Origin of the sequence: Allorhizobium sonneratiae (assembly GCF_023700755.1) — a bacterium.
Lineage (GTDB): Bacteria > Pseudomonadota > Alphaproteobacteria > Rhizobiales > Rhizobiaceae > Allorhizobium > Allorhizobium sonneratiae.
Map to the genome: position 1 here is coordinate 209176 of NZ_JAMKOJ010000001.1, position 23795 is coordinate 232970.

21 protein-coding genes and 1 pseudogene are annotated in these 23795 nt (G+C 58.2%); 16 read left to right on the top strand and 6 right to left on the bottom strand.

The window, feature by feature from the left end:
• Nucleotides 1–46 precede the first annotated feature (46 nt).
• Nucleotides 47–307, bottom strand: coding sequence for an ArsR/SmtB family transcription factor (locus NAC44_RS00840; protein ID WP_250936926.1), 261 nt, complete (start codon nt 305–307; stop codon nt 47–49).
• 82 nt (nt 308–389) lie between these two features.
• Nucleotides 390–1151, bottom strand: a complete 762-nt coding sequence (locus NAC44_RS00845; RefSeq protein ID WP_250936927.1) for a sulfite exporter TauE/SafE family protein — start codon at nt 1149–1151, stop codon at nt 390–392.
• Nucleotides 1152–1464: 313 nt separating this feature from the next.
• Between NAC44_RS00845 and NAC44_RS00850 the strand changes: the two genes are divergently transcribed.
• The 6 genes and pseudogenes from NAC44_RS00850 to NAC44_RS00875 all read left to right on the top strand — a co-directional run bounded on the left by NAC44_RS00850 (nt 1465) and on the right by NAC44_RS00875 (nt 8574).
• Entirely contained in the window at nt 1465–2118 is a 654-nt protein-coding gene (locus NAC44_RS00850; RefSeq protein WP_250936928.1) for a thiamine phosphate synthase, read from the top strand.
• A 62-nt stretch (nt 2119–2180) separates the two neighbouring features.
• Nucleotides 2181–3245: pseudogene (locus NAC44_RS00855) on the top strand (tetratricopeptide repeat protein); the annotation flags it as partial.
• 453 nt (nt 3246–3698) lie between these two features.
• On the top strand, nt 3699–4499 hold the full coding sequence (locus tag NAC44_RS00860; protein WP_250936929.1) for an inositol monophosphatase family protein: 801 nt from the start codon (nt 3699–3701) through the stop codon (nt 4497–4499).
• Between the two features lie 195 nt (nt 4500–4694).
• Nucleotides 4695–5732 carry a flagellar motor protein MotA gene (locus NAC44_RS00865; protein ID WP_420839829.1) on the top strand — a complete coding sequence of 346 codons (1038 nt, stop codon included), beginning with the start codon at nt 4695–4697 and terminating at the stop codon, nt 5730–5732.
• 1 nt (nt 5733) lies between these two features.
• Nucleotides 5734–6765 (top strand): peptidoglycan -binding protein, encoded by a 1032-nt coding sequence (locus NAC44_RS00870; protein WP_250936931.1) that lies wholly within the window; start codon nt 5734–5736, stop codon nt 6763–6765.
• Nucleotides 6766–6927: 162 nt separating this feature from the next.
• Nucleotides 6928–8574 (top strand): FAD-binding dehydrogenase, encoded by a 1647-nt coding sequence (locus tag NAC44_RS00875; RefSeq protein WP_250936932.1) that lies wholly within the window; start codon nt 6928–6930, stop codon nt 8572–8574.
• Nucleotides 8575–8677: 103 nt separating this feature from the next.
• On the opposite strand, the gene NAC44_RS00880 is transcribed toward NAC44_RS00875, so the two are convergent.
• Complete coding sequence (locus tag NAC44_RS00880; protein ID WP_250936933.1) at nt 8678–10534, bottom strand: M3 family oligoendopeptidase; 1857 nt, start codon at nt 10532–10534, stop codon at nt 8678–8680.
• Nucleotides 10535–11135: 601 nt separating this feature from the next.
• Between NAC44_RS00880 and NAC44_RS00885 the strand changes: the two genes are divergently transcribed.
• Nucleotides 11136–12683: a sigma-54-dependent transcriptional regulator gene (locus NAC44_RS00885; protein WP_250936936.1), complete on the top strand. Its 1548-nt coding sequence runs from the start codon at nt 11136–11138 to the stop codon at nt 12681–12683.
• Nucleotides 12684–13180: 497 nt separating this feature from the next.
• Nucleotides 13181–15046, top strand: coding sequence for a peptidoglycan L,D-endopeptidase MepK (locus tag NAC44_RS00890; RefSeq protein ID WP_250936937.1), 1866 nt, complete (start codon nt 13181–13183; stop codon nt 15044–15046).
• Between the two features lie 357 nt (nt 15047–15403).
• Here NAC44_RS00890 and NAC44_RS00895 read toward each other — a convergent pair whose 3' ends face one another.
• Nucleotides 15404–15577 (bottom strand): YdcH family protein, encoded by a 174-nt coding sequence (locus tag NAC44_RS00895; protein ID WP_250936939.1) that lies wholly within the window; start codon nt 15575–15577, stop codon nt 15404–15406.
• Nucleotides 15578–15805: 228 nt separating this feature from the next.
• On the opposite strand from NAC44_RS00895, the gene NAC44_RS00900 reads away from it, so the two are divergent.
• From NAC44_RS00900 to NAC44_RS00920, 5 genes are all read left to right on the top strand, one after another.
• Complete coding sequence (locus tag NAC44_RS00900) at nt 15806–16009, top strand: YdcH family protein (RefSeq protein WP_250936941.1); 204 nt, start codon at nt 15806–15808, stop codon at nt 16007–16009.
• A 17-nt stretch (nt 16010–16026) separates the two neighbouring features.
• Nucleotides 16027–16527: a 5-(carboxyamino)imidazole ribonucleotide mutase gene (purE, locus tag NAC44_RS00905; RefSeq protein ID WP_250936943.1), complete on the top strand. Its 501-nt coding sequence runs from the start codon at nt 16027–16029 to the stop codon at nt 16525–16527.
• Nucleotides 16524–17621, top strand: a complete 1098-nt coding sequence (locus NAC44_RS00910) for a 5-(carboxyamino)imidazole ribonucleotide synthase (protein ID WP_250936944.1) — start codon at nt 16524–16526, stop codon at nt 17619–17621. The genes purE and NAC44_RS00910 overlap by 4 nt, the downstream gene beginning before the upstream one ends.
• Before the next feature lie 196 nt (nt 17622–17817).
• Nucleotides 17818–17943 (top strand): type B 50S ribosomal protein L36, encoded by a 126-nt coding sequence (ykgO, locus tag NAC44_RS00915; RefSeq protein ID WP_003497670.1) that lies wholly within the window; start codon nt 17818–17820, stop codon nt 17941–17943.
• 95 nt (nt 17944–18038) lie between these two features.
• Nucleotides 18039–18695: a tetratricopeptide repeat protein gene (locus tag NAC44_RS00920; protein ID WP_250936945.1), complete on the top strand. Its 657-nt coding sequence runs from the start codon at nt 18039–18041 to the stop codon at nt 18693–18695.
• A gap of 846 nt (nt 18696–19541) precedes the next feature.
• On the opposite strand, the gene pyk is transcribed toward NAC44_RS00920, so the two are convergent.
• Both pyk and NAC44_RS00930 read right to left on the bottom strand, forming a co-directional pair.
• Complete coding sequence (gene pyk, locus NAC44_RS00925) at nt 19542–20981, bottom strand: pyruvate kinase (protein ID WP_250936946.1); 1440 nt, start codon at nt 20979–20981, stop codon at nt 19542–19544.
• Nucleotides 20982–21413, bottom strand: coding sequence for a DUF1036 domain-containing protein (locus NAC44_RS00930; RefSeq protein ID WP_250936947.1), 432 nt, complete (start codon nt 21411–21413; stop codon nt 20982–20984).
• Between the two features lie 574 nt (nt 21414–21987).
• Here NAC44_RS00930 and NAC44_RS00935 point away from each other — a divergent pair.
• From NAC44_RS00935 to NAC44_RS00945, 3 genes are all read left to right on the top strand, one after another.
• Nucleotides 21988–22785 (top strand): N-formylglutamate amidohydrolase, encoded by a 798-nt coding sequence (locus NAC44_RS00935; RefSeq protein ID WP_250936948.1) that lies wholly within the window; start codon nt 21988–21990, stop codon nt 22783–22785.
• Between the two features lie 94 nt (nt 22786–22879).
• Complete coding sequence (locus NAC44_RS00940) at nt 22880–23185, top strand: DUF1244 domain-containing protein (protein ID WP_250936949.1); 306 nt, start codon at nt 22880–22882, stop codon at nt 23183–23185.
• A 324-nt stretch (nt 23186–23509) separates the two neighbouring features.
• Complete coding sequence (locus NAC44_RS00945) at nt 23510–23773, top strand: DUF2312 domain-containing protein (protein WP_250936950.1); 264 nt, start codon at nt 23510–23512, stop codon at nt 23771–23773.
• The last annotated feature ends 22 nt before the right edge of the window (nt 23774–23795 follow it).

Consider the following 23795-nt stretch of genomic DNA (forward strand, 5'->3'; position numbering starts at 1 on the left):
CCGCCTCTTGCTTTCGCCGGTCAATTCTGTTGGCTTGTCGTCGCCATCAGGACCAGAACTGGTCGAGCCAGAGATTGAGACGGTTAAAGCCGGGGCTGTTGACCGAATAGATGCGCTGTGTGCCCTTGGTGGTCACCGTCACAAGATCGCATTCCAGCAATGCCTTGAGATGCTGCGACACAGCGGGCCGGCTGATTGGCAGGCCATTGGCCAGGTCGTTGACGGTTTTGGGTGAGCGCCTGAGCTCCTCCAGCAGGTGGCGGCGATTGGGATCGGCAATGGCGGCGAAGGGATCGGTTGTGCTCATGGTGAAACGTTACGTCATGGTGGTCGTTTCGGCAAGGGCAGTCCTGGCTTACCAATGAAATTTCTTCACGTTTACAACAGGATTAAAGAAAACTGTCGGCAATGAGCTTGACGCCTGCCAAAAGCGTCATGCCGTAGACCAGCGGATAGAATGTTTCGGGTTTCAGTCGCCTGACGATGGCCGCACCGATCATGGTCGAGATGAGGGCGAGCGGCATCAGCACCAGCGACAGCTTGAAATTGCTGAAATCGAGTTCGCCGAGCGCGATATAGGGAATGAGCTTGACCGCGTTCAAAATGGCGAAGAACCGGACGCTTGCCCCCGTATAAGAGCGTGGATTGAGTTTTAACGGCAGAGCGTAGATTTCAAAAGGCGGGCCTCCGGCATGGGCGATGAAGCTGGCATAGCCGGCAACCGAACCCCAAAGTCCGGCCTTGAGCGGATGATGGCGCCTTGCCGGAAGGGTGTCGTGACCGATGCCTTTGAGGCGGCGCAGGAAATAACGACCGGCAAAGGTGGTGGTGATCAGGCCGAGTGCCAGCCGCATCATGGCAACCGGCACCAGCGCCGAGGTCAGATAGCCGATCCCGATGCCGGCGAGCGCTCCCGGCAGCAGCATGATCAGGGTTTTCCGGTCATTTTCATGTCGCCAGCTATAAAGTGCGACAGCATCCATAACGATCAGGATCGGCAGGAAAATGGCCGCTGCCGCCAGAGGTGGCACCGCAAGCGCCAGAATCGGCACAGCCATCAGAGAGAACGCACCGCCCAGCCCGCCCTTTGACAGGCCAACGAGAAAAACGGCGGGAATGGCTGCAAGATAAAATTGGATATCGGTGAGCATGGCGGGTCAGTTGGCGGTTGAAACCCGACAGTGATCGCAGGCCCGGACGGGAATGGCAACCTCACCTTTGCAGACGAAGCCTTCTTCAGCGGTCGGGACATGAGGATCTGATCTATAATGTCACGATGACACCGCACGGTCTTTGCCGTAAAAACCGGTTTCCTCTTTTCGCTCCGATGTTATAGAGACGATGCCATAGAGACAAAGCAATCCTTGACGCGGGTAGACAGCCGATACTCCGGCGGCACTCCGTTTCCTGATTTTGTTTTGCCTGCCATGCTTTGGATATGCCTGAAAGAGAAACCGCCCGACCATGACCGATCCTGAAACCCGCTGCCGTCTGGTTCTTGTCGCGCCGCCGCTTGGCGATGTGGCGTCTGCTGTTCGCATTCTCGGCGATGCCCTGAAGGGTGGCGATGTCGCCACCGTGCTGTTGCCGCAATATGAGCTGACAGACCCCGATTTTCAGACGCTGGCGGAGGCGGTGACCCCGGTCATTCAGGCGGCGGGTGCCGCCGTGATTGTCGTGGATAACAGCCGCGTTGCCGGTCGCGCCAAAGCCGATGGACTTCATGTGAGCGGCGATTTCGAGACGCTGGCGGATGCGGTGGAAAAATTCACGCCGAAGCTGATCGTCGGCGCAGGCGGCGCCAAGGATCGCCATGCGGCGCTGGAAATCGGCGATATTGCGCCCGACTATATTTTCTTCGGCAAGCTGGACGGCGACATCAAGCCGGACGCCCATGACAAGAACCTGGCGCTGGGAGAATGGTGGTCGTCGATGATCGAAATTCCCTGCATTGTCATGGGCGGCACCGATCCGGCCTCTGCCCTTGCGGTGGCGCAGACGGGGGCGGAATTCGTCGCGCTCGGCAAGGCCGTGTTTGCCGATCCTGCCAATGCCGCAACCGTTATTGCTCAGGTCAATGCCCTGCTTGACGAAAAAGCGCCACGGTTTCACGATTGAACCAGATTATGCCGTCTGTTTTGAAACGCATCCTGCCCGGTTTTTTCGCGCTCGCCTGTCTGATGACCACAGGGGTGGCACTGGCTGACGACGTCAATCTGCTGAAAACAGGCAAGGCGCCTTATGGGGCCTCGCGATCCGGGCGGGTGACGCGCGCACCGGATGCGGGCGAGGCAAGCCCGATCAACAGTCCGGACATCGACAGTCCTGACGGTGTGGACACCAGCTCGGATGGCGGGCTGACGCTTTTGGAGCGCATGGGCGTGCCCATGCCGCCGCTACCACCGGAAAAGCCGTATCACGGGCCGATTGATCTGGCTTATGGCGCGTTTCAGCGCGGCCTGTTCGCCACCGCCTACAAGGAAGCCGAAGTGCGGGCGCAAAAGGGCGATGCGGCAGCTGAAACCCTGCTGGGTGAGCTTTTGAGCCGCGGTCTTGGCGTGCGTCGCGATCCGAAGGCGGCGGCCTTATGGTATGGTAAGGCGGCCAAGGCCGGCAATCCGGCGGCGATGTTCATCTATTCCCTGCTGCTTTATGAAGGTCAGGATGTGACCCCCGACCGGGCGCTGGCGGAAGATTACATGAAGCGGGCGGCGCTGGCCGGCAATGCATCTGCCGAATTCAACTGGGCGCAGATCCTTGTCTCGCAAAATCCCGGCGGGCGTGGCCTCGATCTGGCGCTGCCCTTTTATCTGAAATCGGCGGATCAGGGCATTGCGGATGCGCAATATGCCGTCGCACTGATTTATCGCAATCAGGCGGATCTCGGACCGGAAAAGGCGGCAGAGGCGCGGCAATGGCTGTTTCGCGCCGCAAGGGCCGGTTTCGATACCGCCCAGCTCGATCTCGGTATCTGGCTGATCAACGGCATCTGCGGGCCGCAGGATCTGGAAGATGGGTTCAAGTGGCTGTGGATTGCCGCCAATCGCGGCAATGTCGCCGCCCAGAACAGGCTGGCGCACGCCTATGTCGAGGCGCTTGGCACAAGGCCCGATCCGGTGGCGGCGGCCAAATGGTATGTGTTGTCGCGCCGGGCAGGGCTCAACGATCCAAGCCTTGAGGATTTTTATCTCGGCCTGCCGGACCGTCAGCAGAAACAGGCGATCGAGGCGGCCAACGCCTTCCGCATCGGACCGCACCAGACCGCACTGGCGGTGTTGCAGCCGCCCGGTATGGCCGCGCCCGTGCCGATGCGCACAGCACCGGGACCCGAGCTGAAACCGGCGCAGCCTGCCAGTGCCTCGATGATCCCGCAGGCGGAGGGCCTGCCCGGTGTGCCGGCGCAAATGAGCGCCGGACATGAGGACAGTGTGCCGGCGCAATTAAGCACCGGACAGGGCAGCGGTAACGGCGGGGCGGGCCAGGGTGCGGGGCAGGACGGCAAAGCACCGCTGCTTCAAGAGAAGAGCGGCAAGACAGACTCCCCTTGAATTTGCCCGCGCTTTGTGGTCTTGAACCTGCCAATCGATGAAAGCTGCGGGTCTTGACCCGGTGCTGCGACCCATTCAGTCGTTTTGCCCCGCAAATTCCCCATGACCGACGCAGGCTTATCCGCCAATTTTTCTTGAAGGACGTTTCATATGGCCCGCTCCGCGCTTCTCAATGTCATGGTTCAGGCTGCCCTCAAGGCCGGAAAATCGCTGGCGCGCGATTTCGGCGAGGTGCAGAATCTGCAGGTTTCGGTCAAGGGACCGAGTGATTTCGTTTCGCAGGCCGATCTGAAGGCGGAAAAGCTGGTGCGCGACGATCTTCTGAAGGCGCGCCCGACATACGGTTTTCTCGGCGAGGAAGGCGAGGAGATCAAGGGGACCGACGGCGCGCATCGCTGGATCGTCGATCCGCTCGACGGCACCACCAATTTTCTGCACGGCATTCCGCAATTTGCCGTGTCCATTGCCCTGGAGCGCAACGGCGAAGTTGTCGCAGGCGTGATTTTCAATCCGGCAACGGATGAGCTTTACACTGCCGAAAAGGGCGGTGGCGCTTTCATGAACGACCGCCGCATCCGCGTCGGCGCGCGCAAGGTACTGTCCGATTGCGTCATCGGTTGTGCCGTGCCGCATCTTGGCCGTGGGCAGCATGGCAAGGCGCTGGTGGAACTGCGCCATGTCATGGGTGAGGTGGCCGGCATTCGTCGGTTTGGCGCAGCCGCACTCGATCTTGCCTATGTCGCCACCGGTCGTTTCGACGGTTTCTGGGAGAGCGGGCTGAATGCCTGGGATATTGCTGCCGGTATCTTGCTGATCCGTGAAGCGGGCGGTTTCGTTTCCGACCGTTCGGGCGGTGCGGATGCGCTCGACAAGGGCGAGGTCGTCGCCGGTAATGAATATATCCAGAAGGCACTGCTCGAGGTGGTCAATCGCCCGCTGCCAGCCAATTGATTGCCACAGATCCGTGACAAGACGATGCCGTTTGGCTGATGAGGCAGGATTTTCGCTGTAGAATGAAAACGCTGCAGCGAAGCTTTGTGCACCCTGTCTGGCGCACGGCACCCTATAATTTTCTCAAAGCCTCGGTTCCGATTTGAGGAATTATGCAGTAGTGTCCGGTCAAATGTTTCAGGACGGGACGGAGTAGTGACGCGCATGAGCGAGGTGGATGTGGACGCCCCGGAGGCCGAACCGGCCCGTTACGGATCGAGACTGTCTAGTCCGGCCCCGATCATCGTCACCATGGTGATATTCCTCATTCTGATCGGCTTTATCGCCGCCATCCTGTTTCGCCAGGCTGAGCGTGCCTTTTTCACCAATCCGGGCCTGAACGGCCTGATCCTCGGCGTTCTCGTCGTCGGCGTGGTGCTGATCTTTTCCCATGTCGTCGGCCTCATTTCCGAGGTTCGCTGGTTCAACCATTACCGCACGCTCGGCACGGCGGAAAAAATCGGACGCGAACCGAAGCTTCTGGCGCCGATGCGCTCGCTGATCGGTGATCGCCGTCAGGTGGCGCTGACGGCAACCGTCTGGCGTTCCATTCTCGATTCCATCGCCAACCGTCTGGATGAATCGCGCGATACCTCGCGCTATCTGATCGGGCTTCTGGTGTTTCTCGGCCTGCTCGGCACCTTCTGGGGGTTGATCGGCACGATCGGCTCGATCGGAACCGTGATCCAGTCGCTCGATGCCGGATCGGGCGGCGATGCCGCCGATATTCTGCAAAGCCTGAAAAACGGTCTGTCGGCCCCGCTGGCCGGCATGGGCACGGCCTTTTCCTCCTCGCTGCTGGGGCTGTCCAGCTCGCTGATCCTCGGCTTTCTCGATCTTCAGGCGGGTCGCGCCCAGAACCGCTTTTATACCGAGCTGGAAAACTGGCTTTCCTCCGTCACCGATGTCGGTCCCGACCCGTCACTGCCGGTCAAGGCTGGGCCATCGACTGCCGAAATGAACCGGATGCTGGAGGCGATGCAGAAAATCGCCCAGCAATCGGCAGGCAGCAGCGCGGGAGCGGACCGTTCTGCGGCAGCGCTTGCCAGCCTGTCGGACGGTATTCAGGGACTGGTGAAAAACATGCGCAACGAGCAGCAGATGCTGCGCGACTGGATCGAGGCGCAGCAGGAAGACGCCCGCGCCATGCGCAAGGCCATCGAACGGCTGAACGACAAGCTCGGGAGCAAGTGACATGGCGCTTTCGCGCAACCGCAGACGCGAACGCGGCGGCGATTACTGGCCGGGTTTTGTCGATGCGCTGTCGACGCTTCTGATCGCCATCATGTTCATTCTGACGGTGTTCGTCGTGGCGCAATTCGTGCTGAGCCGCGAAATCTCCGGCAAGGACGCCGTCCTGAACCGGCTCAACAACCAGATTGCCGAACTGACCCAGATGCTGGCGCTGGAAAAAAGCGGCAAGCAGGATATGGAGCAGACGCTGGCCAATCTTCAGGCCTCGCTGGCCACCTCGGAAAAGGAGCGGACGCGGCTGCAAAGCCTGCTCGACAGCGGTTCGGGCAATGCGGCCCAATCGGACGCCACCATCCGGGACCTGACCGGCAAGCTGGCGAATGAGCAGCAGGTCAGCGCCCGCGCCATGAACCAGATCGAGCTTTTGAACCAGCAGATTGCCGCCTTGCGCGCCCAGATCGCCGCCGTGGAGCAGGCGCTTCAGGTGTCGGAGGCCAAGGATCAGGCATCGCAGGCGAAAATCACCGATCTCGGGCGGCGGTTGAACGTCGCTCTGGCCCAGCGGGTGCAGGAGCTGAACCGCTACCGCTCCGATTTCTTCGGGCGCCTGCGGGAAATCCTCGCCGACCGGCAGAATATCCGCATTGTCGGCGATCGTTTCGTTTTCCAGTCGGAAGTGCTGTTTGCCTCGGGCTCTGCCGATCTCAATCCGCAGGGGCAGGAGGAAATGGCCAAGCTGGCCTCCGTACTCCTCGACATTTCCAAGGAAATTCCCGCAGACATTCCCTGGGTGCTGCGCGTGGATGGCCACACCGACAATGTGCCGCTCTCCGGCAATGGCCGCTTTGCCGATAACTGGGCGCTGTCGGCGGCCCGCGCCATTTCCGTGGTCAAGTTTCTGATCTCGAAAGGCGTGCCTGCCAACCGTCTGGTGGCGGCAGGTTTTGGTGAATATGATCCGATCGCGCCGGGCGACACACCGGAAGCCCGCGCCCAGAACCGTCGGATCGAATTGAAGCTGACAGAAAAATAAGCGCCCGTTTGCGCGCTGTTGCGATCTGAGCCAATAGGATCGCCGCTTCCTGTGCATGGCATCCAGGAGCGGGATGGTTGTAAATTCCACTTGCCTCATCTTTACGTTTTCGTAAAAGTCAAAAACCGTTCATCCGGGAGGGGATGACGGCGGAGGGGAATGATGGAACGATTTGATGTTGTGGTCGTGGGGGCGGGGCTTTCCGGCCTTGTTGCGGCAACCGAGGCGGGCGCGCGCGGGCTTTCGGTGTGTGTGGTTGATCAGGAGGGGGAGCAGAATCTCGGCGGTCAGGCCTTCTGGTCGCTGGGGGGCCTGTTTTTCATCGACAGTCCCGAACAACGGCGTTTGAGAGTGCGGGACAGTCTCGATCTTGCCCGGCAGGACTGGTTCGGTTCGGCAGGCTTCGACCGGGGCGAAGATCACTGGCCGCGCCGTTATGCCGAAGCCTATCTTGATTTTGCCGCAGGCGAAAAACGCCGCTGGCTGCATGCCATGGGCATGCGCTGGTTTCCGGTGGTTGGCTGGGCTGAGCGCGGCGGAATGCTGGCCTCCGGCCATGGCAATTCCGTGCCGCGCTTTCACGTGACCTGGGGCACGGGGCCGGGCGTTCTGGCGCCTTTCATCGCCCGGGCGCGGGAGCTGGAAAAGACCGGAAAGCTGACATTTCGCTTTCGCCATCGGGTGGACCGGTTGGAGAAGGACGGGGGCGGCGTGACCGGTGTATCGGGCACGATTTTCCCGATTGATGGGGTGGCGCGCGGCGAAAAGAGCAGCCGCGAAGTGGTGGGAGATTTCACCCTTGGCGCCGACAGTGTGATCGTGTCTTCCGGCGGCATTGGCGGCAATCATGCGCTGGTGCGGGAAAACTGGCCGGTGGAACGTCTCGGCGCGCCGCCGCCCTTCATGGTCTGTGGTGTTCCGGCCCATGTCGATGGCCGGATGCTGGCGATCAGCGAGGCGGCAGGTGCGCGCCTGATCAACCGCGACAGGATGTGGCATTATACGGAAGGGTTGAAGAATTACGCGCCGATCTGGCCCGGTCACGGCATTCGCATTCTGCCCGGCCCGTCTTCTTTCTGGTGCGATGCCGATGGCCGCCGCCTTGGGCCGCCTGCCATGCCGGGTTTCGATACGCTCGCCACATTGAAGGAACTGAGGGCCCGCAACAGCGATTACAGCTGGTTCATTCTGACCAAGGCGATCATCAAGAAGGAGTTTGCGCTTTCGGGCTCGGAACAGAATCCCGATCTGACGGAGAAGGATATCCCGCTTTTGCTGAAACGGCTCGGCAAGGAGCCGCCCGGCCCGGTTCAGGCTTTCATGGACAAGGGCGAGGATTTTGCCGTCGCCGACCGTCTGGAGGATCTCGTCATCAAGATGAATCGGATCACCGGCGAAAACCGTGTGGACTTCGTATCGCTGCGCACAGAGATAGAGGCACGGGACCGGGAAATCGACAATCCCTTCAGCAAGGATGCGCAGGTCACGGCCATTCGCGGTGCGCGCCGTTATCTGGGCGATCAATTCATGCGCACCGCCAGACCGCACCGGCTGCTCGACCCGACAATGGGTCCGCTGATTGCGGTACGCCTGCACATCCTCACCCGAAAGACGCTTGGTGGGCTGGAAACGGATTTGCAGGGGCGGGTGTTGTCTGAAACCGGTGCGCCTGTGCCGGGGCTTTATGCCGCCGGCGAAGCCGCCGGTTTTGGCGGCGGCGGTATGCATGGTTATAATGCGCTGGAAGGCACGTTTCTCGGCGGATGCATGTTTTCCGGTCGCATAGCGGGGCGTCACGCCGGTTTGTGAGCGGCTGGTTTGTGAGCGCAAGGCGAAAAGAGGAATGCGGTTTTCGCCTTGCTCTTTTCGCCTGTTCAGAGAAAGTGGCTGCTGGCTTCCTGTGTGGAAAAGCTCAGCCGACCGTCTTGTCCAGCGTTTCAAGCTCGTCGATCAGCCCCTCGATCATCGACAGACCTCTGGCCCAGAAGCCGGGATCGGTGGCGTCGAGACCGAAGGGGGCGAGGAGTTCGCTGTGGTGGCGGCTGCCGCCGGCTTTCAGAAGCTCGAAATATTTCTGCTGAAAACCGTCCGGGGCATTTTGATAGACGGCGTAGAGCGAATTGACCAGGCAATCGCCGAAGGCATAGGCATAGACATAGAAGGGCGAGTGAATGAAATGCGGGATATAGGCCCACCAGTTTTCATAGCCCTGTGAAATGCTGATGGCGGGGCCAAGGCTTTCGCCCTGCACCGAGAGCCAGAGCTTGCCGATGTCCTCTGCCGTCAGTTCGCCCTGCCTGCGGGCTGTGTGAACCTTGCGCTCGAACTGATAAAAGGCAATCTGGCGCACGACCGTATTGATCATGTCCTCCACCTTCTGCGCCAGCATGGCCTTGCGCTCTTTCGCATCTGAGGTGCGCGCGAGCAGGGCGCGGAAGGTCAACATCTCGCCGAAGACGGAGGCGGTTTCGGCCAGCGTCAGCGGCGTCTGGCACATCAGTGCGCCCTGCGCGCCCGCCAGCACCTGATGCACCCCGTGGCCAAGTTCATGGGCAAGGGTCATCACATCGCGCGGTTTGCCGAGATAATTGACCAGAACGTAAGGGTGGACGGACGGTACTGTGGGATGGGCAAAGGCACCGGGCGCCTTGCCGGGCCGGGCAGGTGCATCGATCCAGCCGCGATCGAAAAAGCGCGAAGCGATTTCCGCCATGTCCGGTGCAAAGCCATGATAGGCTGACAGCACCGTCTCACGCGCCTCATCCCAGCCGATCAGTCTTGTCGGGCTTTCCGGCAGGGGCGCATTGCGGTCCCAGAAATTCATCGTCTCCATGCCGAGCCATTTTGCCTTCATCCTGTAATAGCGATGGGACAGGCGCGGATAGGCATCCTCGACGGCCTTGGCCAGCGCATCCACCACCGGACGTTCCACCCGGTTGGCCAGATGACGGCTGTCGGCAATGTCCTCGAAACCGCGCCAGCGATCGGAAATTTCCTTGTCCTTTGCCAGTGTGTTGGTCACCAGCGTAAAGATGCGGATATTGTCGGCAAAGGTCTTCGATAGGGCTTCGGCAGCCTTTTGGCGGGTTTCGGGTGCGCTTTCCTGCAGGAGATTGAGGGTCGGTTCCAGCGTCTGGCTCTTGCCGTCGATGTCGAAACGCAACGAGGCCAGTGTCTCATCGAACAGACGGTTGAAGGCGGCAGAGCCGGTCTGGGATTTTTCGAGGAAAAGCTGTTCGAATTTTTCATCGAGCTGATAAGGCTTGTCTTTGCGCAGATCGATCAGCCATGGCCGGTAATGGGCCGTTTTGGCATCGCGGGCCATGGCGGCATCGATGACGCCGTCCTCGATCTGATTGAGCTCCAGGGTGAAGAACAGCAGTTGCGTGGAGAGATCGGTGAGTTTTGCCTGGGCGTCGCCAAAAAATTTCGCCCGGGCCGGGTCGGTCATGTCGCTGTAATAATAAAGACCGGCATAGGAGCCGAGCTTGCCGAGAAGATCGTCCAGCGCCTCGTAATCCTGAAGAGCGGCCCCCAGCCCCTGCGCCCCGTCCAGCTCTGCCGCATCGGCCAGACGGCCTTTCCAGCGCAGGGCGAAGTCCCGGCTCATCGTGGCGGCCTTATCCATATCCTGCAGAAACGCTTCCGACTGGGGCGAGGGGTAGAGGTCGTCAAGCCGCCATTGCGGCAGGCTGCCGAGCGCCTCTGCACCGGCGCTCTCGGCTGCATCGCGAAAGACAGTGGTACGGGTGACGGAAAGGCTCGGCATGACGGTGTTTCCTTATTGACGCTGTTGGCACTGGCTGTTGTGGACGATGAACAGATTTGCGTGAAAAGACAAACCGGAAAACCAAAAGGTGAACTCCGGTTGGTCCTCCTGGTTTGGCACTGGCCGGATTGCGGCAAAACCGTTCTTCTCGTGATGAGCCTATGGTTGTTTGTGACCGATTGCAATTTTATCTGGATCGTTCCGGTGAAGTGTGTCAAATCCTAACAAATCTTTAAAATGAAGCGCTGTCTTTGTGTCTCTTGGGATGTGACGGTATCGGCAATCATGCTGCTTTGTAGAACAGCTTTGTATCGAAGCGGACGATTTGACGAGGGATCGTTAAAATTCAAACAAAAACAGGAACCTCTTTTTCAAACCTCTATGTCAAATTGTAGCACGGAAACAAAGTTTGGCACTTTATGCGTGTGTTTTTTGAGTAAAAATAGGGATTCTGGGTTTTGTCTTCCGGCATGGGAGGCGGGTGCAGGATCAAATTGATCAGTAATCGTCCACATTGAGAGGGGATCTGCCTCCGCCCGAGAGTGAGGGAGGGTCCCAGCAACCGGCGCAAGACGCCGCACGACCGCAGGGAGAAATGAACGTGAGCGCCCATATTCTGGTTGTCGATGATGATCCCGTGCAGCGCCGCCTGTTGAAGGCTGCCATTGAGGCGCAGGGCCATACCGCCCATCTGGCCGAGGATGGAGAGGCAGGCTTTGCCTATTTCCAGCAGCATCGCATGGATATTTCCGCCATTCTCCTCGATCTGATGATGCCGGGCATGAGCGGTCTCGATTTCCTGATTGCCATTGGCGGCCAGGAGGCCGACGTGCCGGTGATCGTGCAGACCGGCCAGGGCGGCATCGATACGGTCGTGCAGGCGATGCGTGCGGGCGCTTTCGATTTTGTCGTCAAGCCGGTCACGCCGGAACGGATCGGTGCCGCGCTTGCCAATGCCATTCGCATGGATGGCCGTGACGGTCGTGCCCGTCCGCAGCGCCGGGCGCGTGTCGGGGTCGTGCATTTTTCTGATATCATTTCGGCAAGCCCTGCCATGAGCCGGGTGATCGAACTGTCGCGCCGGGCGGCACAATCGACCATTCCCGTCGTGCTCGAAGGTGAGTCCGGTGTTGGCAAGGAAATGGTGGCGCGGGCGATCCAGTCATCCAGCGACCGTTCCTCCCGGCCCTTCATCACCGTCAATTGCGGCGCCATTCCGTCGCATATGGCTGAATCCATCCTCTTCGGCTATGAAAAAGGCGCCTTTACCGGCGCCAATGAGCGCCATGCCGGAAAATTCATCGAGGCCGATGGCGGCACGCTGTTTCTCGACGAGATCGGCGAATTGCCGCTTGAGGCCCAGGTGAAGCTGTTGCGCGCTGTCCAGGATGGCGAGATCGAGATGATGGGCGCGCGCCAGCCGCAAAAAGTCAATGTGCGGCTGATTTCGGCGACCAACAAGGATCTGATCGAAGAGGTGAAGGCTGGCCGTTTCCGCGAGGATCTTTATTATCGGCTCAATGTGTTTCCAATCACCATTCCGGCACTGCGTCGCCGCAAGGAGGACATTCCTTTCCTGGCCCGCGCCTTTGTCGAACGCTTTTCCGCCGAACAGCGTCTGTCGCGCAGCCTGATGCTTGGTCCGGGTGCCCTGGCGCTTTTGACGGCTTTCGATTGGCCGGGCAATGTCCGCCAGCTGGAAAATGCCATTTACCGGGCGGTGATCCTGGCGGAAGGCCCAGAACTGACGGAAGAGGATTTCCCGCAGATTTTGGCGCAGATTCCCGGTGGCTTGTCAAAAGACAAGTTCTGGAGCGGTCTTTCTGCCGTCAATGAACCGCAGCAGTCGTCTTCGTCGATTCCGGTGCAGGAGCGCCCGGAACTTGCCTTTATCGATCGCCTGTCCGCTCCCCGCGCCGACGATCATCGTGCGGGGCCTGCGGAGAATATCATTGTGTCGCTGGATGACAGCGGTCACGTGCGCCGTCTGGCTGAAATCGAGGAGGAATTGATCCGTTTTGCTCTCAAATTCTACAGGGGGCAGATGAGTCAGGTGGCGCGCAAGCTCGGCATTGGCCGCTCGACGCTCTACCGCAAGCTCAAGGATTATGGAATCGATCCCGACAATCCGCAGAAAAGTGCAGCCTGATAAGGCTGACCTGCTTTTCTACAAATATGCTGCGGCAAAAACTTAAAACTGACTTTGAAAACAGCTCCCCCAAAAGGGGAGCTGTTTTTTGATCATCACGTTTTACGATGAAAATGGTGACAAGACACAGATATGACGCGAGTCGGTCATATTTCCATTCACAATTCGTTATAAATGAATAAGCAAATCAGATTAAGGGCTTGCTACGCCTGTGTGGGGCGATGTTCGGTTGCAAGCGATTTTGTTAACCTCCGCGTAAGCATGGTTGGTTACTATTTGTCAACGGGTTGTTATGTATTGGTTCACCATATATGAATCAAACGTTTCCCTGTGGCAGATATGTCATGGAGCTACCGCATTTCACAGGCATGTGATAAGTCGTACAAACGAAGTTGTGTAACGGGGACGGGATTTTGCGAAATTCTGGCATGAGGCAGGCGCCCGCATGGGCCGGGCAAGCGATAGCTACGGCCCAGCGCAAGGCGATCCTTTGCAGGATGGTGACTTTGCTGTTCCTGTTCATGGCCTGTTTTTCCGCCGGGTTGTTCGGGTCCGTCTCGAAGGCTGCCGCCGAGACCCGTTCGCTGAAGATCTATTTCGTTCATACCGGTGAAAAGGCGGAGATCACCTTCAAGCGTAATGGCCGCTACGATCCGCGCGGGCTGAAACAGCTCAATTACATTCTGCGCGACTGGCGGCGCAATGAATCGATCAACATGGACCCGCGCCTGTTCGATCTGGTCTGGACCGTTTACAGGAAAGCCGGGGCGAGCGGTTATATCTATGTCGTCTCCGGCTATCGTTCGCCGGAAACCAATGCCATGCTGCGCTCCCGTTCGAGCGGTGTCGCCAAGGAAAGCCAGCATATGCGCGGCAAGGCGATGGACTTCTTCATTCCCGGTGTGCCGTTGAAAACATTGCGCGATATCGGCATGAAGCTTCAGGAAGGCGGGGTCGGCTATTATCCCAATTCCGGTTCGCCTTTCGTGCATATGGATGTGGCGGGCGTCCGTTCCTGGCCGCGAATGCCGCGTGAGGAACTGGTGCGTCTTTTCCCCGATGGCAAGACCCTGCATATTCCTGCCGACGGTAAACCGCTGCCCGGCTATCAGCTGGCGATGGCGGAATACAAGAAACGCATCGAATCCGAAGAAATAATGATGGCGGACAACAAGATGACCGCCCGAAGTCGACCCAGAGGGTTGCTGGCCATGCTGTTTGGCGGTGGTGGCGATGAGGATGAGGGCGATGAAGACAGTTCTGCTCCGTCGAATGCGCAGACGGCGCCGGTGCCACAGCCGTCGCGACCGCAGCCGATCCTGACCAATCCCGGTTCGCCGCTGGTGGCAATGGCGTCCACCGCGGGCCAGCAGCCTGAAATCGATGCGCCTGTGCCGCAGGCACGACCGAATGTCGGCTCGGGCGACAGTCTCGCCGTGGCGCTTTATTCTTCCGGTGGTCGCAATGCGGCAGAAGAGGCCCTGCAGAAAGTGGCCTCCAATCCCGCCGGGCAGCCGGATCATAATGGCACAGACGGCGATTATGCCAATCTGGCCGATTACAAGGTGCCAGTGCCCACGCTTCTGGGTCCACGTGGCATGAAGGGTGATGCCGAGCCGCTGATGACCGCCTCGATTGCGCCTGCCGATGTGCAGCCTGCCGATGACAGCGGCATCCACATTCCCATTCCCGCCGGTCGTCCGGCGCTGGCCGATGCGATGGCAGCTACCTTGCCGCTGAAGCAGCAGGCTGAGCCGGCAACGGTGGAGGAGGCGATGTTGTCTCCCGCCGCAGCCGAGGCTCTGGCTGCCAGCCAGAACCAGATCGTGGCAACACCGCGTGATCGCCCGCTTGAGGCCCCGAGCGAACCGATGTCGACTCAGGCTTCGGTCACGCCGCAGGCCAAGCCGACACTTCCGCGTCCGGATGTGGTCGCAGCAGAGGCGCGGGCTGATGGCAGAGGTGCAGCAAAAACCCAGTCCGGCCAGCAGGAAATCGCTTCGCTGGTTCCAGCCTCGGCGTCTGAGCGTGCTGCAGGTTACGGTGATGTGTTTGATTTGCCCTCCGGCAAGGCGCAGATGGCGGGCGCCCATATGCAGCCCGTTCGCGGAGACCGGCCCGGACCAAGCGAAGCCGAAGCCGCAAGGCGTGGTCTTTCCGGCGGTACACGGCTAACACGGGCTTTGCTGGCGCAATGGGCGCTGAGCAAGGACCATATCGATGTTCCGCGCAAGGCAGGCCGTCTCATCAAGTTGCCGCAACAGGTTGAGGCGGCGGTTGCTCAGCCGACGGAAGCCCTTGCCGTGGGTTTTAATGCCAAGCCTGATGCGATCGATCCGAGCCGGTTTGGAACCTTGCGTTAATGGCCCCTGCGCGCGATGGGCGAAGGGCTTTGGTCGTGAATTATAAAGCCTTATGCATTTATCAAAATGCATAAGGCTTAATATTTTGTTTTATAATGATTTTCAGGAGTTTAGCCTGTTCCTGCTTTCGGTCGGCTGCTGTCAGAAATTCTACAGTCGGTTTTTGAAGTGTCGAATGTCCGTTATCGTTTGATTGAGGACAACGACACGCGACCTGCTTCAGGGTGGTCAACCTTAAGGGCGGACAACAAAAAGGCTCCGGAGGGGTGGTCCGCCTCCGAAGCCCTGTAATTTCGTTTCTGCAGCCATCGCCCTCATATGTCTTCGGGCAGGCAGGCGTAAAATGACCAGAACTGTTTAATGACGTGTGCCCTTAAGGCGCTCCATTTCGTCTTTGAGCTTGAGCTTCATGCGCTTGATTTCAAGGATTTCGCGTTCGTCGGTCGAAGGGGAGGTGCGAGCGGTATGGAGCTTCTCCTCCAGAGCCCCATGCTTCTTTGCCAGCTGTTCAAGATGAGCCTGAATCGTCATTTGATCAGTCCTTCCTTGTTTGACCCCGGCACCCATTTGCCGGGTTTTCCGGTTTGCAACAGGAGTGTGACATGATCCGCTTTCATTGTCTAAGGCGAAAACCTGAAAACTTCGCGGCAATTTCGTGCATAAGGATAACTTCCCGTTATCGCTGTTTAATGATAGGAGCTTGCCGATTCCTTGGTGCATCTGATGTAGATGCTGAGATGACAAGATGGGGACAGGACCATGCCGGATCAGGAACAGGCGGATTCAAGGCTGCAGCTCGCGCGGTTGCGACAGGAGCATGAAGACTATGACGCAGCTATCAACGCCATGGTTCAGGTCGGTTGCGATGCGCTGAGAATCCAGCGCATGAAGAAAAAAAAGCTTGCGATCAAGGACAAGCTGACGAAGCTCGAAGATCAGATCATTCCTGATATTATCGCCTGAAGAGGAGAAAGCCGCCGATGCAGGAGGAAAGACCGCCCGTCGCCATCATCATGGGCAGCCAGTCGGATTGGGAGACGATGAAAAATGCTGCCGATACGCTGGATCAGCTAGGCGTCAGCTATGAGGCGCGCATCGTTTCGGCACATCGCACCCCCGACCGCATGGTTGCTTTTTCCAAGGGTGCCCGCGAGGAAGGCTTTCAGGTGATCATTGCCGGCGCCGGCGGTGCTGCCCATTTGCCGGGCATGGTGGCGTCGATGACCCCATTGCCCGTGTTCGGTGTGCCGGTGCAATCGAAATCCATGTCCGGCCTCGACAGCCTATATTCCATCGTGCAGATGCCGGCAGGTATCCCGGTGGGGACGCTGGCCATCGGTCGGGCAGGAGCAGTCAATGCCGCGCTTCTGGCCGCCCGGGTGCTGGCCCTTGGCGATGATGATCTTGCCGACCGTCTGGAAGACTGGATGGCGAGCCAGACCGCGTCGGTGGCTGATTATCCGGCGGATGAGGCTCCATGACGCGCCCTGAGATGCAGTCTGCACGGACAGTCAAAACCATCGGCATCATCGGTGGCGGCCAGCTTGGCCGGATGCTGGCCATGGCCGCAGCCCGGCTGGGGTTGAGCACAGTGATTCTCGAACCGCAGGCGGATTGTCCTGCGGCGCAGGTGGCCAATCGCCAGATCGTGGCGGCCTATGACGATCCCGCCGCGCTGGAGGCTCTTGCGCAGGCCTGCGATGTTGTGACCTATGAATTCGAGAATGTTCCGGTGGATGCCGCAGAGCGGCTTTCCGTCGTCCGTCCGGTGTTTCCTCCGGCGAAAGCGCTGGAAGTGTCGCAGGACCGCCTGGTGGAAAAGCAGTTCCTCAACGGGCTTGGCATTGCCACGGCCCCCTTCCGTGCAGTGGACAGCCAGGCGGCGCTTGAGGCGGCGCTAAAGGATTTTGGCGGGCAGGGGGTATTGAAAACCCGCCGCTTCGGCTATGACGGCAAGGGACAAAAGGTCTATCGCACAGGTGACAAGTCTGAAGGCGGCTATGCTGCGCTGGGTGGAGTGCCCTTGATCCTTGAAGGTTTTGTCGCCTTTGAGCGAGAAATCTCGATCATCGCGGCGCGTGGTGCCGACGGACATATTGCCTGTTACGATCCGGCGGAGAACATCCATCGCGATGGCATTCTGCACACATCTACGGTGCCGGCGCGGATCGGGGAGGCCACGGCCAGCGCCGCAAGAGCCGCCGCTGAGAAGCTGCTGGACGGTCTCGATTATGTCGGGGTTGTCGGCATCGAATTCTTCCTCATGCCGGACGGGTCGCTGATTGCCAATGAGATGGCGCCACGTGTGCACAATTCCGGCCATTGGACGGAAGCAGCCTGCGTCATCTCCCAGTTTGAACAGCATGTTCGGGCTGTTGCCGGGCTGTCGCTGGGCATTCCAGGCCGCCATAGCGACTGCGTGATGACCAATCTGATCGGTGACGACATCGATCATGTCGGCGACTGGCTGGGCATGGCCAACACGCTGGTGCATCTTTATGGCAAAGCGGAAGCACGGCCCGGCCGCAAGATGGGGCATGTGACGGAGCTGCGTGCGCTACAGGCCGCACACTGAGTGGCGTTGGTGTTGCAGGATTTTTATCCGAAAGTGGTGGTCATTGTTTCGGAAATCCTGCCCAAGCGGTTGACATGCTGACTGGGCCGCGGTATTTGCCTGCAACCCTGAACCAGCGCGCCCTTGGGCGTGCTTTTCAAAGATAGATATACCGGCGGAAACCTCTGGTTCCCTGGCAAACCTGCGGATCGAAACAATGAAGATCAAGAATTCGCTGAAAGCGCTGAAGGCTCGTCACCGCGACAACCGTCTGGTTCGCCGCAAGGGTCGCGTTTACATCATCAACAAGCAGAATCCGCGTTTCAAGGCTCGTCAGGGCTGATTGTGCTGCCCATGCCGATAAGGACCTGGGCAGATCGATTTGAAAGACGCAAAATTCAGTTTGAGAAAAAGCGCATCGACGATATTGTCATCGTCATGCGCTTTTTGTTTTTTTCTCTCTCTCTCATCCTTCCAGCCACCGGAATTGCTCTTGTCGCCTGGGCGCCCGCTTTCGCGGCCTCTGGTCGGGCGGGGCAGGCCCTTGAGCAACCGTCCATAGAGCAAGGACAGGCGGTAGAGAGGCTTGTCGACAGATCGTCTGCTGCCATGGCCGCAGAGCCTGTTGCTCAGCTTCTGGCACGGTTGAAGCGTGAGCGCGACCCTGAGGCGGCCAATGTGATTGCCGCCGCTATTGTCAGTCACTGGACCGATTCGGGCAGCGCAACCGTCAACCTGCTGATGCAATGGGCGCAAAAAGCAGAGAAAGACAAGAAAACCTCTGCTGCCTATGATTTTCTCGATCAGGCTATTGAACTGTCTCCAAATTACTCCGAGGCCTGGTTTGCAAGAGCCAGGTTGAATTTTGCCCTTGGTAGTCAGGCAAAGGCTATGGCGGACCTGAACCGTGTGCTGAGCCTTGAGCCGGAACGCTTTGACGCTCTTGCCTTTCTTGCGGCTGTCCTGAGTGAAAACGGCATGCAGGCCAAAGCACTGAAGGCCTGGCAGCAGTCGCTGGATCTTTATCCGGCCAATCGCACAGCGCAAAAGGCTTTGAGCGCTCTTTCCGAGGCTCTGGCGGGTGTCAGAACCTGAGACTGCATGGAGGCCATGCAAATATCTGCCGGCACATATTGCAAGCGCGCAGGCAAACGGCAAGTAATATTCATAAATGATAAAATAATGATTTTTCTATGCCTGTACTTTCCCACCAATCCTGTACCGATTTTTTAGAGCATTGGCAGGAGAAAAGTGGGGAGGGGTTCTCCGTGAGGGCGTGATCTAACAGGCTGCTGAAAACGGCGATCCGGGCTGAAACCGGTCTGTTTCGGTGATTGAAAAGCGCCAAAAAAACGTTGCAAATGGTCTATTTGCGCCGTTCTTGGCACTTTTACTCCGCACAACATCCTCGTTTTCAGCTCTGCCTGACGTTTTCAGCAGCCTGCTCAAGTGTGTCTGTGAAACACTGAAACACTCTAAAAAGCATCATTTAATGCATTGGAAACCATACAGGCTTTGCCTGTACAATTCAGGCGTTATTTGTTGTTGACGGAGAAACTTTAAGGTTGTAAAACAAATCTATTACATCCATTGGTTTTTAAGGTTCTTTTATAACCTAAAAATAGTCTAATACTTTATCAAAAGTGATCTCGAAAATTTTATAGCCGCCTACGGGCGGCTATATTTTTGCGCTTGTAAACGACATAAAGGGTGATAGAGCCTCGGCCGAAAAGCGGGAACCGGTTTTTGGAAAAACCGATGCAGAAACAAAATCTTAGAGCAGTTCCAGGAAACGTGTGAAACGGTTTTCCGTCCGGAAATGCGGAAAAGAAAGAGTGAGAGCATTGTGCCGATTCCGATTTTCGGTACGATGCTCTCGCCCTCTGAACGAAAAGAGGGGAGCATAATGCTCCCCTGGTTCAATTTGGTCGTTTGAGGATTTTAAATCCCAGATTGTCCGTCCTGGCCGATATAGGCAATGCGCAACATGTTCGTCGCGCCCGGCGTGCCGAGAGGAACGCCGGCGGAAATGATGACGCGATCGCCCGGCTGACCGAACTCCTCGCTCACGACTATGCGGCAGGCGCGATTGACCATATCATCGAGATTGGTCGGCTCTTCAGAGACCACGCAGTGCAGGCCCCAGACCACTGAAAGGCGGCGAGCGGTCTGAATGACCGGGGAGAGGGCGATGATCGGCACTTCCGGCCGTTCACGCGAGGCGCGCATGCCGGTGCGGCCAGACGAGGTGTAACAGACGATGGCGGTGAGCTTCAGCGTTTCGGCAATCTGGCGGGCGGCCAGCGAAATCGCATCGGCGCCGGTGGCTTCCGGCTGCGGGCGCTGGGCGTAGATGATGCCGGGATAATGCGGCTCTTTCTCGATGGTCCGGGCAATCGAGGCCATGGTCGAGACGGCTTCGACCGGATATTGGCCGGAGGCGGATTCTGCCGAGAGCATGATGGCGTCGGCGCCTTCGAACACGGCGGTCGCCACGTCCGAGACTTCGGCGCGTGTGGGGACCGGCGCAGTGATCATCGATTCCAGCATCTGGGTGGCGACAACGACCGGCTTGCCTTCACGTCGGCAGGCGCGGATCAACTGTTTCTGGATGCCGGGGACGGTTTCCAGCGGCATTTCAACGCCGAGATCGCCGCGCGCCACCATCAGCGCATCGGACAGCGCAATGATTTCATCGATACGCTCGATGGCCTGCGGCTTTTCGATCTTCGACATCAGGCCGACTCGACCACCGGCAATCTTGCGCACTTCCGCCAGATCTTCCGGGCGCTGGATGAAGGAAAGCGCCACCCAGTCGACATCATTGGTGGCGAGAACCGCATCCAGATCGGCGCGGTCCTTGTCGGTCAGCACGCCGGCGGACAGGATCGTATCCGGCAGGCTGACGCCTTTGCGGTCAGAGATCTTCGTGCCGGACACCACGGTGCAGACAATGCTCTTTCCGTCGCATTTTTCCGCTTTGAGATGCAGCTTGCCGTCGTCAATCAGCAGACGGTCGCCGGGCTTGACGGCTTCGAGAATTTCCGGATGGGGCAGATAAACGCGGCTGTTGTCGCCAGGAGCCTCGTTGTTGTCGAGAGTGAAGGTCTGGCCCGGTTTCAGTTCGACCGAAGTTTCGGCAAATTTGCCAACCCGGAGTTTCGGCCCCTGAAGGTCGGCAAGAATGCCGATCGGGCGTCCGCAAACCGCTTCCACATTACGGATGCGCTTGATCAGTGTGCGCATCAGATCATGGCTGGCATGGCTCATATTGATGCGAAAAACATCCGCGCCCGCTTCATGCAGCTTGCGGATCATCGCCTCATCCTGCGAAGCCGGACCGAGTGTGGCGAGAATCTTGACCTTGCGTTTGCGCCTCATTTATTTCTTGCCTTCCTGCGTCCCTTGAGTGTCTGACAATTGAACCATCCAGCTCGTCTGGCGGCCCGTATCATATTCCTTGAAGCCCATTTGCTGATAGCCGCGCTTGAAGCAGTCCTTCACGCCGGAAATCTTGAATTCGTTTTCCGCCACGCACATCTTCACATCACCGGTCCAGCGGCCACCGCGCGCGGCATCCTCGGCGTAGAGATAATAAAAGCGTGATTTGAGATCGCCTTCGATCAGCGTGGCACAGGTTGAGGCTGGAACCTGCCACCAGCCTTCGCTGACCCAGCCTTCCTGAGCGCGATAACCGATCGCCACGCCCACCAGATTCGGCGTTCCGTTGCAGACGCGAAAATCGGCCCGAGCGGGTTGAGCAAAGAGCAAAGGCGATGCCAAAAGACTGACAAACAGGGCGAAATACCGCATTGGAATACGCCTTGCTACGGAAGTGAGTGTTTTGCGAGTGTGCACGGCTTCCGACGAAACTCCATTTTTCTTGGGCTCTTTCTTGCGACGATGCCTGAAGAAAGTCAACGCAATCCTAATCGATTAACACCTCGTGATTATCCGTATCCAGTTTGTCTGAATGGTGACAGGGCTGGAACAAAACTGTGAATGCACACTTTTGGAGCGTAAATTGATCTGATGGAATGAGATCGGCGCTCTACAGCGCCGTGCGTTTTATAAACGCACAAAGGACGCTGTAGCACTTTAAATTTGCTGCATCATTTTCGCCTTAAATCTCACCCGATTGAAGGAATGATGCAGTAAGCCTTTCTTTTGATGCATAATCTTGATCGTCCTCATTGCACGCCGGTCGGATGGCGCTCCAACGGGATGCGTTTGCTTTTCCCATGCTCTGCTTTCTGCTTCAGGCCTTCACCATTGCGCCCTCACGCCATTGCCATTATGCCTTCTGGCAAAACGGTCAGTCCGTCGCCGTTACTCCGGTTTGTAGCGTCCGATGTGTCCCATGATGATCAGAAACGATGGATTACGCATGTCAGACTTCTCTCCCTTTGAATTGATTGGTGGCGATGAGACGAAGGGACTGGTTCTTCTGGCCGATCATGCCATGAACCGGCTGCCTCAGTCCTATGGGTCTCTTGGCCTGCCGGATCAGGCCTTTGCCCGTCATATTGCCTTTGATATCGGCATCGAAGGACTGACCCGCAAGCTTGCGGAGCGGCTTGGGGTTCCTGCCGTGCTGGGCTGTTTCTCGCGGCTTTTGATCGATCCCAATCGCGGTGAGGACGATCCGACGCTGGTGATGAAGATTTCCGATGGCGCCATCATTCCCGGCAATCATCCGATCACATCCGAAGAGTGGCAAAGGCGGATCGAGACCTATCATCGCCCCTATCATGAGGCTGTCGAGCGTGTGATCGGGGCGGTGGCCGCGGCCAGCGGCAAGGCGCCGCTGGTGCTGTCGCTTCATTCCTATACACCGGCGTGGAAGGGCGTGCCGCGCCCATGGCATGCCGCCGTTCTCTGGGATAGTGACGACCGTGCCGTTCTGCCGCTGCTTGCTGCCCTGCGTGCGCCCGGCGATCTGCTGATCGGCGACAATGAGCCCTATGATGGCGCGCTGAAGGGCGATACCATGTACCGGCATTGCATGGTCAAGGGTCTGCCGCACGCGCTTCTGGAGGTGCGGCAGGATCTGATTGGCGACGAGGCGGGCATCGAGGGCTGGGCTGAACGGCTTGCGCCGATATTTGAACGGTTGAATGCCGATCCTACCTTGCATGACTATCGGCTTTTTGCTTCTCGCACCGGCCCTTATGATCGCGGCTGACCGTAAAACCGGCGTATTCTGAGGCGAATTCCGGTCGTGTTCGCCTGTATTCGTCTTTGTCGGGAAGGATGATGGCGTGGGAAAGGATGATGGGATGACGAGTTTGACCCCTGATCAACAGACTGAGCTGGAAGCGGCAGCCTTTCGTCGTCTTTTGACGCATCTGCGGGATCGTACGGATGTGCAGAATATCGAATTGATGAACCTGGCCGGCTTCTGCCGCAATTGTCTTGCCAACTGGTATCAGGATGCCGCTGATAAAGCCGGTATCGAAATGACCAGGGATGAAGCGCGGCGTTTCGTCTATGGCATGGCCTATGAGGACTGGAAAGAGCGATATCAGCGCGAGGCCAGCGATGCGCAAAAGCAGGCTTTTACGGAAAACCGGCCTGAGGAATAGTGCGCTTTCACGCAAAAAGGCTTGACGGCGCGCCTGCTTCACGGCAGTTCAGGCAACCTTTTCATGGCAAGGCCGCAGGATGCGACAGCATCGGGGCCTTGGACTGCATCCTTGTGAACGGAGCGCCGATTTAACAAGGATGCAGCATTATGTCGTGTCACAGCGCGCCCCGTTCCTTCTGTGAAAGATAGGGTGCTCGAAGGGCGGTGTTGGTCAAAAGAGATTGGCCATGCCGTGGCAAATTTTGTTTTACGGGTTTTTGCACGATCAGATGATGCGGTCTGATGGCAGAATACCCAGTCAAGGAAAGTCAAGGAGACCCAAATGTCTGATGCTCATGGCGTCGCCCGTGACCAGCTTCGCGCTTTTGTCGAGCGTATTGAACGGCTGGAAGAAGAAAAGAAAACCATTGCCGACGACATCAAGGATGTCTACGGCGAAGCCAAAGGCATGGGCTTCGACACCAAGATCCTGAAAAAGGTGATTGCGCTGCGCAAGAAAGACGATCAGGAGCGCATGGAAGAGGATCTCATCCTTGACACCTATCTCCACGCGCTTGGCATGATCGAAACGCCGCCGGAAGGCTGAGCGTTTCACACGCACGGTGAAT

Bases quoted from the DNA above. Each gene is read 5' to 3' on its own strand.
- NAC44_RS00840 (WP_250936926.1), bottom strand. From the start codon at position 307: ATGAGCACAACCGATCCCTTCGCCGCCATTGCCGATCCCAATCGCCGC.
- NAC44_RS00845 (WP_250936927.1), bottom strand. From the start codon at position 1,151: ATGCTCACCGATATCCAATTTTATCTTGCAGCCATTCCCGCCGTTTTT.
- NAC44_RS00850 (WP_250936928.1), top strand. From the start codon at position 1,465: ATGACCGATCCTGAAACCCGCTGCCGTCTGGTTCTTGTCGCGCCGCCG.
- NAC44_RS00860 (WP_250936929.1), top strand. From the start codon at position 3,699: ATGGCCCGCTCCGCGCTTCTCAATGTCATGGTTCAGGCTGCCCTCAAG.
- NAC44_RS00870 (WP_250936931.1), top strand. From the start codon at position 5,734: ATGGCGCTTTCGCGCAACCGCAGACGCGAACGCGGCGGCGATTACTGG.
- NAC44_RS00875 (WP_250936932.1), top strand. From the start codon at position 6,928: ATGGAACGATTTGATGTTGTGGTCGTGGGGGCGGGGCTTTCCGGCCTT.
- NAC44_RS00880 (WP_250936933.1), bottom strand. From the start codon at position 10,534: ATGCCGAGCCTTTCCGTCACCCGTACCACTGTCTTTCGCGATGCAGCC.
- NAC44_RS00890 (WP_250936937.1), top strand. From the start codon at position 13,181: ATGGTGACTTTGCTGTTCCTGTTCATGGCCTGTTTTTCCGCCGGGTTG.
- NAC44_RS00895 (WP_250936939.1), bottom strand. From the start codon at position 15,577: ATGACGATTCAGGCTCATCTTGAACAGCTGGCAAAGAAGCATGGGGCT.
- NAC44_RS00900 (WP_250936941.1), top strand. From the start codon at position 15,806: ATGCCGGATCAGGAACAGGCGGATTCAAGGCTGCAGCTCGCGCGGTTG.
- purE (WP_250936943.1), top strand. From the start codon at position 16,027: ATGCAGGAGGAAAGACCGCCCGTCGCCATCATCATGGGCAGCCAGTCG.
- NAC44_RS00910 (WP_250936944.1), top strand. From the start codon at position 16,524: ATGACGCGCCCTGAGATGCAGTCTGCACGGACAGTCAAAACCATCGGC.
- ykgO (WP_003497670.1), top strand. From the start codon at position 17,818: ATGAAGATCAAGAATTCGCTGAAAGCGCTGAAGGCTCGTCACCGCGAC.
- NAC44_RS00920 (WP_250936945.1), top strand. From the start codon at position 18,039: ATGCGCTTTTTGTTTTTTTCTCTCTCTCTCATCCTTCCAGCCACCGGA.
- pyk (WP_250936946.1), bottom strand. From the start codon at position 20,981: ATGAGGCGCAAACGCAAGGTCAAGATTCTCGCCACACTCGGTCCGGCT.
- NAC44_RS00930 (WP_250936947.1), bottom strand. From the start codon at position 21,413: ATGCGGTATTTCGCCCTGTTTGTCAGTCTTTTGGCATCGCCTTTGCTC.
- NAC44_RS00935 (WP_250936948.1), top strand. From the start codon at position 21,988: ATGTCAGACTTCTCTCCCTTTGAATTGATTGGTGGCGATGAGACGAAG.
- NAC44_RS00940 (WP_250936949.1), top strand. From the start codon at position 22,880: ATGACGAGTTTGACCCCTGATCAACAGACTGAGCTGGAAGCGGCAGCC.
- NAC44_RS00945 (WP_250936950.1), top strand. From the start codon at position 23,510: ATGTCTGATGCTCATGGCGTCGCCCGTGACCAGCTTCGCGCTTTTGTC.